Below are 13,114 nucleotides of genomic sequence, written 5' to 3' on the forward strand. Positions count from 1 at the left end.
GGCCGCCGGACGATCGTCGGCCCGGCACCGGCGCGGGGCCGCGGGAGCGGGGGGCCGGGGACATGGGAGGGTCCCCGGGCATGACGCCTCGGGGACCCTCCCAGCCCTGGCAGGAGCTTTCAGCGCACGACGGGCGTCAGCGCTCGACCTCGCCGCGGATGAACTTCTCGACGTTCTCGCGGGCCTCGTCGTCGAAGTACTGCACGGGCGGGGACTTCATGAAGTACGACGACGCCGAGAGGATCGGGCCGCCGATACCGCGGTCCTTGGCGATCTTCGCGGCGCGCAGCGCGTCGATGATGACACCGGCGGAGTTCGGGGAGTCCCAGACCTCGAGCTTGTACTCCAGGTTCAGCGGGACGTCACCGAAGGCGCGGCCCTCAAGGCGGACGTAGGCCCACTTGCGGTCGTCGAGCCAGGCGACGTAGTCGGACGGGCCGATGTGGACGTTCTTCTCGCCGAGATCCCGATCGGGGATCTGGGAGGTGACCGCCTGCGTCTTGGAGATCTTCTTGGACTCCAGGCGCTCGCGCTCGAGCATGTTCTTGAAGTCCATGTTGCCGCCGACGTTCAGCTGCATCGTGCGGTCCAGGATGACACCGCGGTCCTCGAACAGCTTCGCCATGACGCGGTGCGTGATGGTGGCGCCGACCTGGGACTTGATGTCGTCACCGACGATCGGGACGCCCGCCTCGGTGAACTTGTCCGCCCACTCCTTGGTGCCGGCGATGAAGACCGGCAGAGCGTTGACGAAGGCGACCTTGGCGTCGATGGCGCACTGGGCGTAGAACTTCGCCGCGTCCTCGGACCCCACCGGCAGGTAGCAGACCAGCACGTCGACCTGCTTGTCCTTCAGGACCTGGACGACGTCGACCGGCTCCTCGGCGGACTCCTCGATGGTGGCACGGTAGTACTTGCCGAGGCCGTCGAGGGTGTGGCCGCGCTGGACCGTCACACCGGTGCTGGGGACGTCGCAGATCTTGATGGTGTTGTTCTCGGAGGCGCCGATCGCGTCCGCGAGGTCGAGGCCGACCTTCTTGGCGTCCACGTCGAAGGCGGCGACGAACTCGACGTCCTTGACGTGGTAGTCGCCGAACTGGACGTGCATCAGGCCCGGCACCTTGGACGCCGGGTCGGCGTCCTTGTAGTACTCGACTCCCTGTACCAGCGAGGCGGCGCAGTTGCCCACGCCGACGATGGCTACGCGAACCGAACCCATTCCGGTTGCTCCCTGTGTGTACGAGTGAGGCCCTGAGTGGGCGCTCACGTGGCGGTGTCGCCGGGCGTATCCGGCCTGGGGTCGCCCCCGGACCGGGGCAGGCCGCCCGTCGCTCCAGATGTGGTGTCCTGCTGAGCGGTCCCCCCGGTCCCCCCGGCGGCGGATCCTTTCAGATCCCGCCCCGCCCGCTCGCTCTCGATGAGCTCGTTCAGCCAGCGCACTTCGCGCTCCACGGACTCCATCCCGTGGCGCTGGAGCTCAAGTGTGTAGTCGTCGAGCCGCTCCCGCGTGCGTGCCAGCGAGGCGCGCATCTTCTCCAGCCGCTCCTCCAGCCGGCTGCGGCGGCCCTCCAGCACGCGCATGCGGACGTCGCGCGACGTCTGTCCGAAGAAGGCGAAGCGGGCGGCGAAGTGCTCGTCCTCGTAGGCGTCGGGTCCTGTCTGGGACAGGAGCTCCTCGAAGTGTTCCTTACCTTCTGCCGTCAATCGGTACACGATCTTTGCCCGGCGCCCCGCGAGCGCGGTGCCGGTCTCGGCCGTGGTGCCCTGTTCCTCGATCAACCAGCCGTTGGCGACCAGCGTCTTGAGGCAGGGATACAGCGTCCCGTAGCTGAACGCCCGGAACACCCCCAGTGAGGTGTTGAGCCGTTTGCGCAGCTCATAGCCGTGCATCGGAGATTCGCGGAGCAGGCCGAGTACGGCGAACTCGAGGATCCCGGAACGCCGGCTCATGATCGCCTCCTCTCGGTCCTGCTCGACTTATCTCGTGCTGATGTATCGACTCGATACATCAGCACGATAGAACGGCCTTCCGGGTACGACAAGGGGAACGGCGGTGAACGGGATCACATCACCGTTTCGCCGGTGGCAAGTTGCCTGATTTGGGGTGAACTTCAGGGCTCGACAGGTTTCGGCGGTGCGTAGTCTGTGCGCCATGCACACCACCGGGAACCGAGTGACGTTCGAGGACGTCCTCGCTCTCGGTGCAGTACGGGTGAATGCGGGTCCAGCCGCATCCGTACTTCGGGGGGACCGGAAACCAGCCGCCGTTTCCAGGCGCGCAAGGGTGCGCCTGCCCGAGGAGTAATCGTTCGATGAGCGAGCACCGTCGCAAACCGCCGCAGCCGCAGGGAGGCGGACGGGCCGGAGCCCGACGCGGGCAGCCCGGCCCGTCCTCCGGCCGCCGGGCGGCACCGCGAGGCGCCACTGAGTTTCCGTCCGGCTCTTACGGGGCGGGTCACCAAGGGTCGGATGCCTATGCGCCGACCGGGGAGGAGCGGTCGCACGGCGGCCGTGCCGAGGCCCGTCGCGCGGCACAGAGAAGCACAGGCGGGCGTCGCCGCAACGCTCCCGCGGGCCGCGGCCGTGCGACCGCGCCCACCAGGAACCGGATCATCGACTACCCCCGTGCGGCGAAGTACGGCTGGCGTCGCTGGGTGCCGTCCTGGAAACTGGTCGCGGGGATGTTCATCGGCTTCTTGGGCAGCATGGTGGCGGTGGCGGGCATCGGCTACGCCATGGTCGGCGTCCCGAACCCGAACCGGACCGCGCTGGCGCAGAACAACGTCTTCTACTGGGCCGACGGCTCACAGATGGCGGCCACGGGCGGCCAGACCAACCGCCAGATCGTGACCAACGCCGAGATCCCCAAGGCGATGAAGAACGCGGTGGTCGCTGCCGAGAACGCCTCCTTCTATACCGACAAGGGCGTCGACCCGATGGGTATCGCCCGCGCCCTGGCCAACATGGCGCGCGGTGGTCAGACGCAGGGCGGCTCGACCATCACGCAGCAGTTCGTCAAGAACACCTACCTGAGCCAGGAGCAGACGCTCTCCCGCAAGTTCAAGGAACTGTTCATCTCCATCAAGGTGGGCTCGCAGCTGTCGAAGGACGACATCCTCGCGGGCTACCTGAACACCGCCTACTACGGCCGCAACGCCTACGGCATCCAGGCCGCCGCGCAGGCCTACTTCGGCGTGGACGCCAAGGACCTGAGCACCGAGCAGTGCGTGTTCCTGGCATCCCTGCTCAAGGGGCCGAATCTCTACAACCCCGACGGTGGTGTCGGAGCGAACGCGACGCCCGAGGCGAACACCGCACGGGCCAAGGAGCGGTGGAACTGGATCCTGGACCGCATGGTCGAGGTGGACCGGATGTCCCCGGCCGAGCGGGCGAAGGTCAAGAACTTCCCCAGGCTCAAGCAGAAGACCTCGTCTCTGACCGGGCAGACCGGATACCTGATCGACATCGCCAAGGACTTCGTGGCGAAGAAGACCGGCCTGACCCCCGAGCAGTTGGAGCAGGGCGGCTACCGGATCTACACGACCTTCGACAAGACCAGGGTCGAGGAGCTCGAGGTCGCCGTCAAGAAGACGCAGAAGGGCTTCCTCCACCCCGACAAGCGCGAGAAGGACAAGCTCGTGCAGTTCGGTGCCGCCTCGGTGGACCCGAAGAGCGGCGCCATCGTGGCGCTCTACGGCGGTGAGGGCTACGACAAGGGCCACTACACGAACAACGCGAACACGCAGGGTGTGCCGGTCGGTTCGACGTGGAAGCCCATCGTCCTGGCCGCGGCGATGGAGTACGGCACCTACCAGACGCAGGGTGAGCCGCTGTCGCCCATGGCCAGGTACAACGGCGACGACCTTCTGGTGATCAGGAACCAGCAGGGCGAGCCGATCATGGGCGCCGACGGCAAGCCCTTCCGGCAGAAGAACGAAGGACCGCGGGCCTGGGGCATGATCACCCTCAGGAAGGCCATGGAACAGTCGATCAACTCGCCGTTCGCCCAGCTCGGCGTCGACGTGGGGCTGAGCAAGACCCGGGAGGTCGCGAAGTCGATCGGCATCCTGCCCGAGTCCTTCGACAAGGCCAACCTCAACAACGTCTCCTTCTCCCTCGGCACCTCGACGCCGAGCGCGATCCGCATGGCCGACGCCTACGCCACGTTCGCGGCCTCCGGTGAGCACTACGAGCCGTACTCGGTCGTCAAGGTGGTCAAGGACGGTCAGGAGCTTCCGCAGTTCGAGGCTCCCAAGGGGTCGCAGGCCATGGAGGCGAACGTCGCCGACAACGTGACGGACGTCCTGGAGAACGTGGTCAAGAACGGTACGGCCAGGAAGATCGCCGACATCGGCTTCCCGGCAGCCGGCAAGACGGGTACGACCGACAAGAACAAGTCGGCGTGGTTCGTCGGCTACACCCGGGAACTGTCGACGGCCGTCACTCTGTTCCGCACCGATCCGGCCGAGGGCAAGCTGCTCTCGATGAACGGTACCGGTGGTGTGGAGTCCATCCACGGTGGTGACATCCCGGCGCAGATCTGGAAGGACTACATGTCCCAGGCGTTGAAGAACGCCGACCACAAGCCCTTCCCCGAGGCCCAGCCGCTCGGGAAGATCATCAACGACACGCCGAGCCCGACGCCGACGCCCACGGAGACGGTGCAGGAGAGCCCGACGCCGACGCCGACCCCGAGCGAGACGTTGACCAGCCCCTCGCCCACGCCCAGCCAGACCTGCAACGGGTGGAGCTGGAAGTGTGATCCCACCACCGGAGGCACCGACGTGGGCGGTACGACCGCGGGCGGCACGGATCCTGGAACGAGTTCCTCACCGAGTCCGAGTCCGAGTCCGAGCGTGAGCAGCAGCAGCAGCGGAGGCGGCAAGGGCAACGGTCCTGGCGGCTTCCTCGGAGGCACGTCCGGGTAGTCGACCTACTGCCCGACATACGCGTTTCACGTGAAACATCCAGATGTTTCATGTGAAACGAGGGCCGCCGCACCGCCCCTGGTGTGGCGGCCCTCGGCGTGTTCCCAGCCATGTACGGCAGGATGTGCCCCATGCCCAGTGCAGAATCGACGCCGACGCGCGTGCACGAGCCCGAGCCGGTGCGGCCCACCCAGGACGACCCGGTGGCCGCGGCCGGCGGTGAGCTGATCGGCGGCCCGCTCGGCCGGCGGGCCCTTGCAGGGGCGAGCTGGTGGACCCCGGTACGGATCGTCGTGCTCGTGGCGATCGGCATGTTCGCCCTCGGACTGGTGCAGAAGGCGCCCTGCTACGACGGAGCCTGGTTCTTCGGCGCCAGCTCCCAGTACACGCACGCCTGCTACTCCGACATCCCGCACCTGTACCAGGGGCGCGGGTTCGCCGACGGGCTGGTGCCGTACTTCGACAAGCTGCCCGGCGACATGGACTATCTCGAATATCCGGTGCTGACCGGTGTGTTCATGGAGGTGGCCGCATGGCTGACCCCCGGTAGCGGGAGCATCCAGCACCAGGAGCAGTGGTACTGGATGGTCAACGCCGGAATGCTGATGGTCTGCGCGGCCGTCGTCGCTGTCTGTGTCGCCCGGACGCACGCCCGACGTCCCTGGGACGGTCTGCTGGTCGCTCTGGCGCCCGCCTACATCCTGACCGCCACCATCAACTGGGACCTGCTCGCGGTCGCTCTCACCGCCGCCGCGATACTGATGTGGGCGCGGGGCCGTTCCGTCGCCTTCGGTGTGCTGCTGGGGCTCGCCACGGCTGCCAAGTTCTACCCGTTCCTGCTGCTCGGGCCGCTGCTGCTGCTGTGCTGGCGTGCCGGCAAGTGGCGGGACTTCGGCAAGGCGGTGGCCGGTGCCGTCGTCGCATGGCTCGTGGTGAATCTACCGGTGATGATCTTCGCCACCGATGGCTGGCTGAAGTTCTACCGGTTCAGTCACGACCGAGGCGTCGACTTCGGCTCCTTCTGGCTGATCATGGCCCAGAATTCGAGCCACCCGCTGTCCACGGACACCGTCAACCTCCTCGCCACGGTGCTGGTGCTGCTGTGCTGCGCGGGGATCGCCATCCTTACCCTCACCGCGCCACGCCGGCCCCGCTTCGCGCAGCTCGCCTTCCTGGTCGTCGCGGCATTCATCCTCACCAACAAGGTCTACTCACCGCAGTACGTCCTGTGGCTGGTCCCGCTCGCCGTGCTGGCCCGGCCCAAGTGGCGGGACTTCCTGATCTGGCAGGCCTGCGAGGTCATGTACTTCCTCGGGATTTGGATGTACCTCGCCTACACGACCAGCGGGGACGCCCACAAGGGCCTGCCGGCCGACGGCTACCACGTCGCGATCGGCGTCCATCTGCTGGGCACGCTCTACCTGTGCGCCGTCGTCGTGCGCGACATCCTCATGCCCGAGCGGGACGTGGTGCGCCAGACCGGCGACGACGATCCGTCGGGTGGCGTTCTCGACGGGGCGGAGGACAGGTTCGTACTCGGGGAGACGGCTCATCCGCCGCGGCACGCCGCCCATCACCAAGGCCCCCCGGTCGAATGGGGCCACCAGAAGCCCGCCGACGGTTCCTCCTGACCGAACGCGGGCGGCCTCGTCCCAGCATGTACAGGGCCGTATCCGGAAGGCTCCGGGTACGGCCCTGTCGCCTCCGATGCCGGCTCAGCGGTCCATGAGCCGGTCGTACTGCGTGGTCGTATGGCGCAGATGGGCCACCAGTTCGTCGCCGACCCGCGGCTCCTCGGCATCCGACGGCACGAACAGGATCGACACCTGCATGTGCGGGGGTTCGGCGAACCAGCGCTGCTTGCCGGCCCACACGAACGGCGAAAGGTTCCGGTTCACCGTGGCCAGACCGGCGCGCGCGACGCCCTTGGCACGTGGCATGACGCCGTGCATCGCCTTCGGGGCCTCCAGTCCCACCCCGTGGGACGTACCGCCCGCCACGACCACCAGGAAGCCGTCGGAGGCCGCCTTCTGCTGCCGGTATCCGAACCGGTCGCCCTTGGAGACCCGGGTGACGTCGAGGACCGCACCGCGGTACTCCGTGGCCTCGTGGTCCCCGAGCCACAGCCGCGTGCCGATCCGGGCGCGAAAGCGGGTCTGCGGGAACTGCTGCTGCAGCCGGTGCAGCTCCTCGGCCTTGAGGTGGCTGACGAACATCGTGTGCAGGGGCAGCCGGGCCGCACGCAGCTGGTCCATCCAGCCGATGACCTCCTCGACGGCGTCCGAGCCGTCGGTACGGTCCAGCGGCAGGTGGATGGCGAAGCCCTCCAGCCGCACGTTCTCCAGGGCGGCGTGCAGTTGCGGCAGGTCCTCCTCGCTGATGCCGTGCCGTTTCATCGAGGACATCACCTCGATGACGATCCGCGCACCCACCAGGCCGTACACGCCGTCGACCGACGACACGGAGCGGATGACGCGGTCGGGCAGCGGCACCGGCTCCTCGCTGCGCCGGTACGGTGTCAGCACCAGCAGGTCACCGCTGAAGTAGTCCTTGATCCGCGCGGCCTCGTAGGTCGTGCCGACGGCGAGCAGGTCCGCACCCAGCCGCGTGGCCTCTTCCGCGAGCCGCTCGTTCCCGAAGCCGTAGCCGTTGCCCTTGCAGACCGGGACGAGTCCCGGGAACTGCTCCTGTACGTGCTTGTGGTGCGCCCGCCAGCGCGCGGTGTCGACGTAGAGCGTGAGCGCCATGGCCGGACCCGGAACCTTTCTGGTCTGAACGGTCTATGGGGGTGAGAGAGAAAGTGTGGCGGTTCAACGGCGCGACATATAGAGGTCGAGCGCCTTGTGGAGCAGCTTGTTCAACGGGAAGTCCCACTCGCCGAGGTACTCGGCAGCCTGCCCGCCTGTGCCGACCTTGAACTGGATGAGGCCGAAGAGGTGGTCGGTCTCGTCCAGCGAGTCGGAGATGCCGCGCAGGTCGTAGACCGTGGCACCGAGCGCGTAGGCGTCGCGCAGCATCGTCCACTGCATCGCGTTCGAGGGACGGACCTCGCGGCCGATGTTGTCGGAGGCGCCGTAGGAGTACCAGACGTGTCCGCCGACGACGAGCATCGTCGCCGCGGCGAGGTTCACGCCGTTGTGGCGGGCGAAGTACAGCCGCATACGGTTGGGGTCCTCGGTGTTGAGGGCCGTCCACATGCGCTGGAAGTACGACAGCGGGCGCGGCCGGAAGTGATCGCGCACGGCGGTGATCTCGTACAGCCGCTGCCACTCCTCCAGGTCGTGGTAGCCGCCCTGGACGACCTCGACGCCGGCCTTCTCGGCCTTCTTGATGTTGCGGCGCCACAACTGGTTGAAGTTCTTGTGCACCTCTTCCAGCGAGCGGTTCGCCAGCGGCACCTGGAAGATGTAACGGGGCTGGACATCGCCGAAGCCGGCCCCGCCGTCCTCGCCCTGCTGCCAGCCCATACGGCGCAACTTGTCGGCCACCTCGAAGGCGCGCGGCTCGATGAAGTCGGCCTCCAGGTCGCGCAGCCGCTTCACGTCCTGGTCCTGGATGCCCCTCTTGATGGTGTCGGCGTTCCACCGCCGGATGATCACCGGGGGGCCCATCTTCACCGAGAAGGCGCCCTGCTGCTTCAGATGCGCCAGCATCGGCTCGATCCAGTCCTGAAGGTTCGGCGCGAACCAGTTGATGACCGGGCCCTCGGGCAGATAGGCGAGGTAGCGCTTGATCTTGGGCAGCTGCCGGTAGAGAACCAGGCCCGCGCCGACCATCTCGCCGGTCCGCTCGTCGAACCAGCCCAGGTTCTCCGAGCGCCACTCCGCCTTCACGTCGGCCCAGGCCGGGACCTGCATGTGGCTCGCCGCCGGCAGGCTCTGGATGTAGGCCAGATGCTGCTCGCGACTGATGGTCCTCAGGGTCAGGCTCATTCGGGGCGCTCCTCGGGCTGGTGTGTCCCCATGGGTACAGGGGCTCCGGCTCTCGCGCCGAAGCCTACTGCGCCCTGTGAGCGGCCCGAATGGGCGGACGGGCCGTCGTGTCAGCTGACGAGCCCGCCGAACAGCCCTCCGTGTGCCATCCCGAGGAAGAAGCCGACCCCCGAGGCACCGAGGCCCACCACGAGGCCGAAGCGCTCACGCGTCGTCTCCGAGATCCACTGGCCGTACGCGCCCGTGAGGATCCCCACCAGACCCGCCCAGGAGCTGAGCAGGTGCAGGCTGTCGGCTGTCAGTCCGGTGACGAAGGACGTCAGGCCCAGCACCAGGGTCACCACGAGCAGGGAGTCCTGGAGGGGATGGGGCTTGCCGTCCGTGGAGAACAGGCCTCCGGCGGTGTTGGGTCGCAATGCCTGTGCCATAGGGCACCTCCTGCGGAAGACGGCGCATCGTAGCGCCATACACACCCGATGTGTACAGATTGACGGTCCTGGGGCCTTGATTTCAACCGGAAGCGGGTGTGCGGGTACTCTGTACCGTCTGCACCGGTGTCTGCCCAGGCCGCGAGAGGGAATCCCGAGAGGGATCCCCGGTGGGGCCCGCGACGGTCTGCGGGAACCCGCGATTGTCAGTGGTGGCCGATACCGTTGCGTACGCATCACAACCCTCCTGCCACGGAACGACCGTGGCCGTTGAGTCCAGAGGAGGTGGGTTCCACATGCGTCACTACGAGGTGATGGTCATCCTCGACCCCGATCTCGAGGAGCGTTCTGTCTCCCCGCTGATCGAGAACTTCCTTTCTGTCGTCCGTGATGGCGGCGGCAAGGTGGAGAAGGTCGACACCTGGGGCCGTCGTCGTCTCGCGTACGAGATCAAGAAGAAGCCCGAGGGCATCTACTCGGTCATCGACCTGCAGGCCGAGCCTGCGGTCGTCAAGGAGCTCGACCGCCAGATGAACCTGAACGAGTCGGTCCTCCGGACCAAGGTCCTCCGCCCCGAGACCCACTGAGCTCTCCCGCTCAGCTGATCTCGGGTTTCGAGTAGCACCACCAGCAGCCAGCAGCAAACCCGCCGAGAGGTTCCCCCATGGCAGGCGAGACCGTCATCACGGTCGTCGGCAATCTTGTCGACGACCCCGAGCTGCGCTTCACCCCCTCCGGTGCGGCGGTCGCGAAGTTCCGTGTCGCGTCCACTCCCCGTACCTTCGACCGCCAGACCAACGAGTGGAAGGACGGCGAGAGCCTGTTCCTGACCTGCTCGGTCTGGCGCCAGGCGGCGGAGAACGTCGCCGAGTCGCTTCAGCGAGGCATGCGCGTCGTCGTGCAGGGCCGACTGAAGCAGCGGTCCTACGAGGACCGTGAGGGTGTCAAGCGCACGGTCTTCGAGCTGGACGTCGAGGAAGTCGGGCCCAGCCTGCGCAACGCCACGGCCAAGGTCACCAAGACCACGGGCCGCGGCGGCCAGGGCGGCTACGGCGGTGGCGGCCAGCAGGGCGGCGGCTGGGGCGGCGGCCCCGGTGGCGGCCAGCAGGGTGGCGGCCAGCAGGGCGGCGCTTCCGCCGACGACCCCTGGGCGACCGGCGCTCCCGCCGGCGGCCAGCAGGGCGGCGGCTGGGGCGGCGGCTCCGGTGGCGGCGGCGGTGGCGGCTACTCGGACGAACCCCCCTTCTAGGCCTGCGGGCCCGGTGCCCCCGGGCCCGATCCGGTCGAGGGCGGGTCGTACCCCAACTTCTTGATCACACAGGAGAAACACCATGGCGAAGCCGCCTGTGCGCAAGCCGAAGAAGAAGGTCTGCGCTTTCTGCAAGGACAAGGTCACGTACGTGGACTACAAGGACACGAACATGCTGCGGAAGTTCATTTCCGACCGCGGCAAGATCCGTGCCCGCCGCGTGACCGGCAACTGCACGCAGCACCAGCGTGATGTCGCCACGGCCGTCAAGAACAGCCGTGAGATGGCGCTGCTGCCCTACACCTCCACCGCGCGTTAAGGGAAGGGTGACCGACTCATGAAGATCATCCTCACCCACGAGGTCTCCGGCCTCGGTGCTGCGGGCGACGTCGTCGACGTCAAGGACGGTTACGCTCGCAACTACCTGATCCCGCGGAAGTTCGCGATCCGCTGGACCAAGGGCGGCGAGAAGGACGTCGAGCAGATCCGTCGCGCTCGCAAGATCCACGAGATCCAGACCATCGAGCAGGCCAACCAGGTCAAGGCCCAGCTCGAGGGCGTGAAGGTCCGTCTGGCCGTTCGCTCCGGCGACGCCGGCCGTCTCTTCGGTTCCGTCACCCCGGCCGATGTCGCGTCTGCGATCAAGGCTGCCGGCGGTCCCGAGGTCGACAAGCGCCGCATCGAGATCGGTGCGCCGATCAAGACCCTGGGCGCCCACGAGACGTCCGTGCGTCTGCACCCCGAGGTTGCCGCCAAGGTCAGCGTCGAGGTCGTCGCGGCCTGATCGCCGTACCGGCGTGAGCAACTGTGGAAGGGGCCGCACCCCGCGGGGTGCGGCCCCTTCCCTTTTCTCGCCTCGCCTGCCGGACGTGTGCCGTTGCGTCTGTTTCACGTGAAACAGACGCAACGGGTGCTGGTCATCGCGCCGCCCCGGGCACCAGCCAGCGACCCGAGCGGGCGCGCAGCCAGAGCGTCAGCATCCGTACGGTCATCATCAGCGTCATCGCCGCCCACAACGAGGTCAGGCCGCCGTCCAGCGTCGGTACGAGCAGCGCGACGGGAGCGAAGACAGCCAGGGTGAGCAGCATCGCCCCGGCCAGATAAGGCCCGTCGCCGGCGCCCATCAGAACGCCGTCCAGGACGAAGACGATGCCGGAGACCGGCTGTGAGAGTGCCACGATCACCAGGGCGGGCAGCGCCGCCTCGGTGACCGTGGTGTCGCTGGTGAACAGCGGCAGGAACACGGGCCGGGCCAGGATCACCAGCGCGCCGAGGACGATACCGACGGCGATGCCCCACTCCACCATGCGGCGACAGGCGTCGCGCGCCCTCTGGGTGTCGCCGGCTCCGAGATACCGCCCGATGATCGCCTGCCCGGCGATGGCGATGGCGTCGAGGGCGAACGCCAGCAGGCTCCACAGCGACAGGATGATCTGGTGGGCGGCGACGTCGGCGTCTCCCAGCCGGGCAGCGACGGCCGTGGCGATCAGCAGGACGGCCCGCAGCGACAGTGTGCGCACGAGAAGTGGTCCGCCGGCCCGGGCTGATGTTCGGATCCCGGCCGCGTCGGGGCGCAGCGAGGTACCGTGCCGGCGAGCGCCGCGCACGACGACCCTCAGATAGACCACGGCCATGGCGCACTGTGCGACGACCGTTCCCCACGCCGATCCGGCGATACCGAGGCCGACGCCGTACACGAGGGCGGCGTTGAGCACGGCGTTGGCGACGAAGCCCGCGACAGCGACGTAGAGCGGCGTCTTTGTGTCCTGCAGTCCACGCAGAACGCCGGTCGCGGCGAACACGACGAGCATGGCGGGGATCCCGAGAGAGGAGATCCGCAGATAGGTGACCGCGTACGGAGCTGCTGTGGACGACGCCCCGAAGAGGTCCACGAGGCCTGGCGCTGCGGGCAGGGTGAGGGCGATGACGGCGGCTCCCAGGAACAGCGCGAGCCAGATGCCGTCCATGCCCTGGCGGATCGCTGCCTGGAGGTCTCCGGCACCGACCCTGCGCGCCACAGCGGCGGTGGTGGCGTAGGCCAGGAACACGAAGACACTGACGGCTGTCGTGAGCAGAGCGGAGGCGATGCCGAGCCCGGCGAGCTGGCGGGTGCCGAGGTGTCCCACGATGGCGCTGTCGGCCAGGACGAAGAGGGGCTCGGCGACGAGTGCACCGAAGGCGGGGACCGCCAGGCCGATGATCTCTCGGTCATGCCGGCGGCGGACGCCCTGCGGGGCCGGGGGAGCCTGTGTCATGGGCGCCAATCTAATCGTCCACAGGTAAGCGATGCAATGGAGCAGTGACCCTTACGCCCTCTCTTGGTGCGTGTCCTTGTGCACAGAGTCTCAAGTGATCTTGATCCGACCGGGCAACTTTTTCTTCTGCACAGCCGGTGGATGTTGAAGCCGCAGTTCAGAGGCGTTGTTGTGGTGGCGGCGCGACCTTGTTCACAGCACTGTCCACCGGGTCGTGCACAGGTTTCGCGGAGTTCTCCACAGCATCCGGGCCGTCATCCACATGCCCTGTGGATAACCAGATTGGCTGACGGTGCCCGCAGGCCTACCGTGGTCCGGCACC

General features: G+C 67.7%; 12 protein-coding genes. 6 read left to right on the forward strand and 6 right to left on the reverse strand.

What is annotated here, in order from left to right; translation table 11 throughout:
- Positions 1-136: 136 nt before the first annotated feature.
- Together I3F54_RS14645 and I3F54_RS14650 are read right to left on the reverse strand one after the other, a co-directional pair.
- Positions 137-1,219, reverse strand: a complete 1,083-nt coding sequence (locus I3F54_RS14645) for an inositol-3-phosphate synthase (protein ID WP_240119176.1) — start codon at positions 1,217-1,219, stop codon at positions 137-139.
- 44 nt (positions 1,220-1,263) lie between these two features.
- On the reverse strand, positions 1,264-1,950 hold the full coding sequence (locus I3F54_RS14650) for a PadR family transcriptional regulator (RefSeq protein WP_240119177.1): 687 nt from the start codon (positions 1,948-1,950) through the stop codon (positions 1,264-1,266).
- A gap of 755 nt (positions 1,951-2,705) precedes the next feature.
- On the opposite strand from I3F54_RS14650, the gene I3F54_RS14655 reads away from it, so the two are divergent.
- Entirely contained in the window at positions 2,706-4,928 is a 2,223-nt protein-coding gene (locus I3F54_RS14655; RefSeq protein ID WP_240119259.1) for a transglycosylase domain-containing protein, read from the forward strand.
- A 131-nt stretch (positions 4,929-5,059) separates the two neighbouring features.
- On the forward strand, positions 5,060-6,559 hold the full coding sequence (locus tag I3F54_RS14660; protein WP_240119178.1) for a glycosyltransferase family 87 protein: 1,500 nt from the start codon (positions 5,060-5,062) through the stop codon (positions 6,557-6,559).
- A gap of 84 nt (positions 6,560-6,643) precedes the next feature.
- Here the strand turns inward: I3F54_RS14660 and I3F54_RS14665 are convergent, their stop codons facing one another.
- From I3F54_RS14665 to I3F54_RS14675, 3 genes are all read right to left on the reverse strand, one after another.
- On the reverse strand, positions 6,644-7,675 hold the full coding sequence (locus I3F54_RS14665) for an alanine racemase (RefSeq protein ID WP_240119179.1): 1,032 nt from the start codon (positions 7,673-7,675) through the stop codon (positions 6,644-6,646).
- A gap of 63 nt (positions 7,676-7,738) precedes the next feature.
- Complete coding sequence (gene femX / locus I3F54_RS14670; protein ID WP_240119180.1) at positions 7,739-8,860, reverse strand: peptidoglycan bridge formation glycyltransferase FemX; 1,122 nt, start codon at positions 8,858-8,860, stop codon at positions 7,739-7,741.
- A gap of 110 nt (positions 8,861-8,970) precedes the next feature.
- Positions 8,971-9,288 carry a hypothetical protein gene (locus I3F54_RS14675; RefSeq protein ID WP_240119181.1) on the reverse strand — a complete coding sequence of 106 codons (318 nt, stop codon included), beginning with the start codon at positions 9,286-9,288 and terminating at the stop codon, positions 8,971-8,973.
- Positions 9,289-9,584: 296 nt separating this feature from the next.
- Between I3F54_RS14675 and rpsF the strand changes: the two genes are divergently transcribed.
- The 4 genes from rpsF (at position 9,585) to rplI (ending at position 11,321) form a co-directional block, all read left to right on the forward strand.
- Positions 9,585-9,875: a 30S ribosomal protein S6 gene (gene rpsF / locus I3F54_RS14680; RefSeq protein WP_009189556.1), complete on the forward strand. Its 291-nt coding sequence runs from the start codon at positions 9,585-9,587 to the stop codon at positions 9,873-9,875.
- 77 nt (positions 9,876-9,952) lie between these two features.
- Positions 9,953-10,537 (forward strand): single-stranded DNA-binding protein, encoded by a 585-nt coding sequence (locus I3F54_RS14685; protein ID WP_240119182.1) that lies wholly within the window; start codon positions 9,953-9,955, stop codon positions 10,535-10,537.
- A gap of 82 nt (positions 10,538-10,619) precedes the next feature.
- Positions 10,620-10,856 carry a 30S ribosomal protein S18 gene (gene rpsR, locus I3F54_RS14690; RefSeq protein WP_003949403.1) on the forward strand — a complete coding sequence of 79 codons (237 nt, stop codon included), beginning with the start codon at positions 10,620-10,622 and terminating at the stop codon, positions 10,854-10,856.
- Between the two features lie 18 nt (positions 10,857-10,874).
- Entirely contained in the window at positions 10,875-11,321 is a 447-nt protein-coding gene (rplI, locus tag I3F54_RS14695) for a 50S ribosomal protein L9 (protein ID WP_240119183.1), read from the forward strand.
- A gap of 133 nt (positions 11,322-11,454) precedes the next feature.
- Here the strand turns inward: rplI and I3F54_RS14700 are convergent, their stop codons facing one another.
- Positions 11,455-12,792, reverse strand: coding sequence for an MATE family efflux transporter (locus I3F54_RS14700; protein ID WP_240119184.1), 1,338 nt, complete (start codon positions 12,790-12,792; stop codon positions 11,455-11,457).
- Positions 12,793-13,114 lie beyond the last annotated feature (322 nt).

It is taken from the genome of Streptomyces sp. MUM 2J (genome assembly GCF_022414535.1).
Lineage (GTDB): Bacteria > Actinomycetota > Actinomycetes > Streptomycetales > Streptomycetaceae > Streptomyces.

What these genes read in the sequence shown, in the direction of transcription:
- I3F54_RS14645 (WP_240119176.1), bottom strand. Translation starts at nt 1,219, where the DNA reads ATGGGTTCGGTTCGCGTAGCCATCGTCGGCGTGGGCAACTGCGCCGCC.
- I3F54_RS14650 (WP_240119177.1), bottom strand. Translation starts at nt 1,950, where the DNA reads ATGAGCCGGCGTTCCGGGATCCTCGAGTTCGCCGTACTCGGCCTGCTC.
- I3F54_RS14655 (WP_240119259.1), top strand. Translation starts at nt 2,706, where the DNA reads ATGGTGGCGGTGGCGGGCATCGGCTACGCCATGGTCGGCGTCCCGAAC.
- I3F54_RS14660 (WP_240119178.1), top strand. Translation starts at nt 5,060, where the DNA reads ATGCCCAGTGCAGAATCGACGCCGACGCGCGTGCACGAGCCCGAGCCG.
- I3F54_RS14665 (WP_240119179.1), bottom strand. Translation starts at nt 7,675, where the DNA reads ATGGCGCTCACGCTCTACGTCGACACCGCGCGCTGGCGGGCGCACCAC.
- femX (WP_240119180.1), bottom strand. Translation starts at nt 8,860, where the DNA reads ATGAGCCTGACCCTGAGGACCATCAGTCGCGAGCAGCATCTGGCCTAC.
- I3F54_RS14675 (WP_240119181.1), bottom strand. Translation starts at nt 9,288, where the DNA reads ATGGCACAGGCATTGCGACCCAACACCGCCGGAGGCCTGTTCTCCACG.
- rpsF (WP_009189556.1), top strand. Translation starts at nt 9,585, where the DNA reads ATGCGTCACTACGAGGTGATGGTCATCCTCGACCCCGATCTCGAGGAG.
- I3F54_RS14685 (WP_240119182.1), top strand. Translation starts at nt 9,953, where the DNA reads ATGGCAGGCGAGACCGTCATCACGGTCGTCGGCAATCTTGTCGACGAC.
- rpsR (WP_003949403.1), top strand. Translation starts at nt 10,620, where the DNA reads ATGGCGAAGCCGCCTGTGCGCAAGCCGAAGAAGAAGGTCTGCGCTTTC.
- rplI (WP_240119183.1), top strand. Translation starts at nt 10,875, where the DNA reads ATGAAGATCATCCTCACCCACGAGGTCTCCGGCCTCGGTGCTGCGGGC.
- I3F54_RS14700 (WP_240119184.1), bottom strand. Translation starts at nt 12,792, where the DNA reads ATGACACAGGCTCCCCCGGCCCCGCAGGGCGTCCGCCGCCGGCATGAC.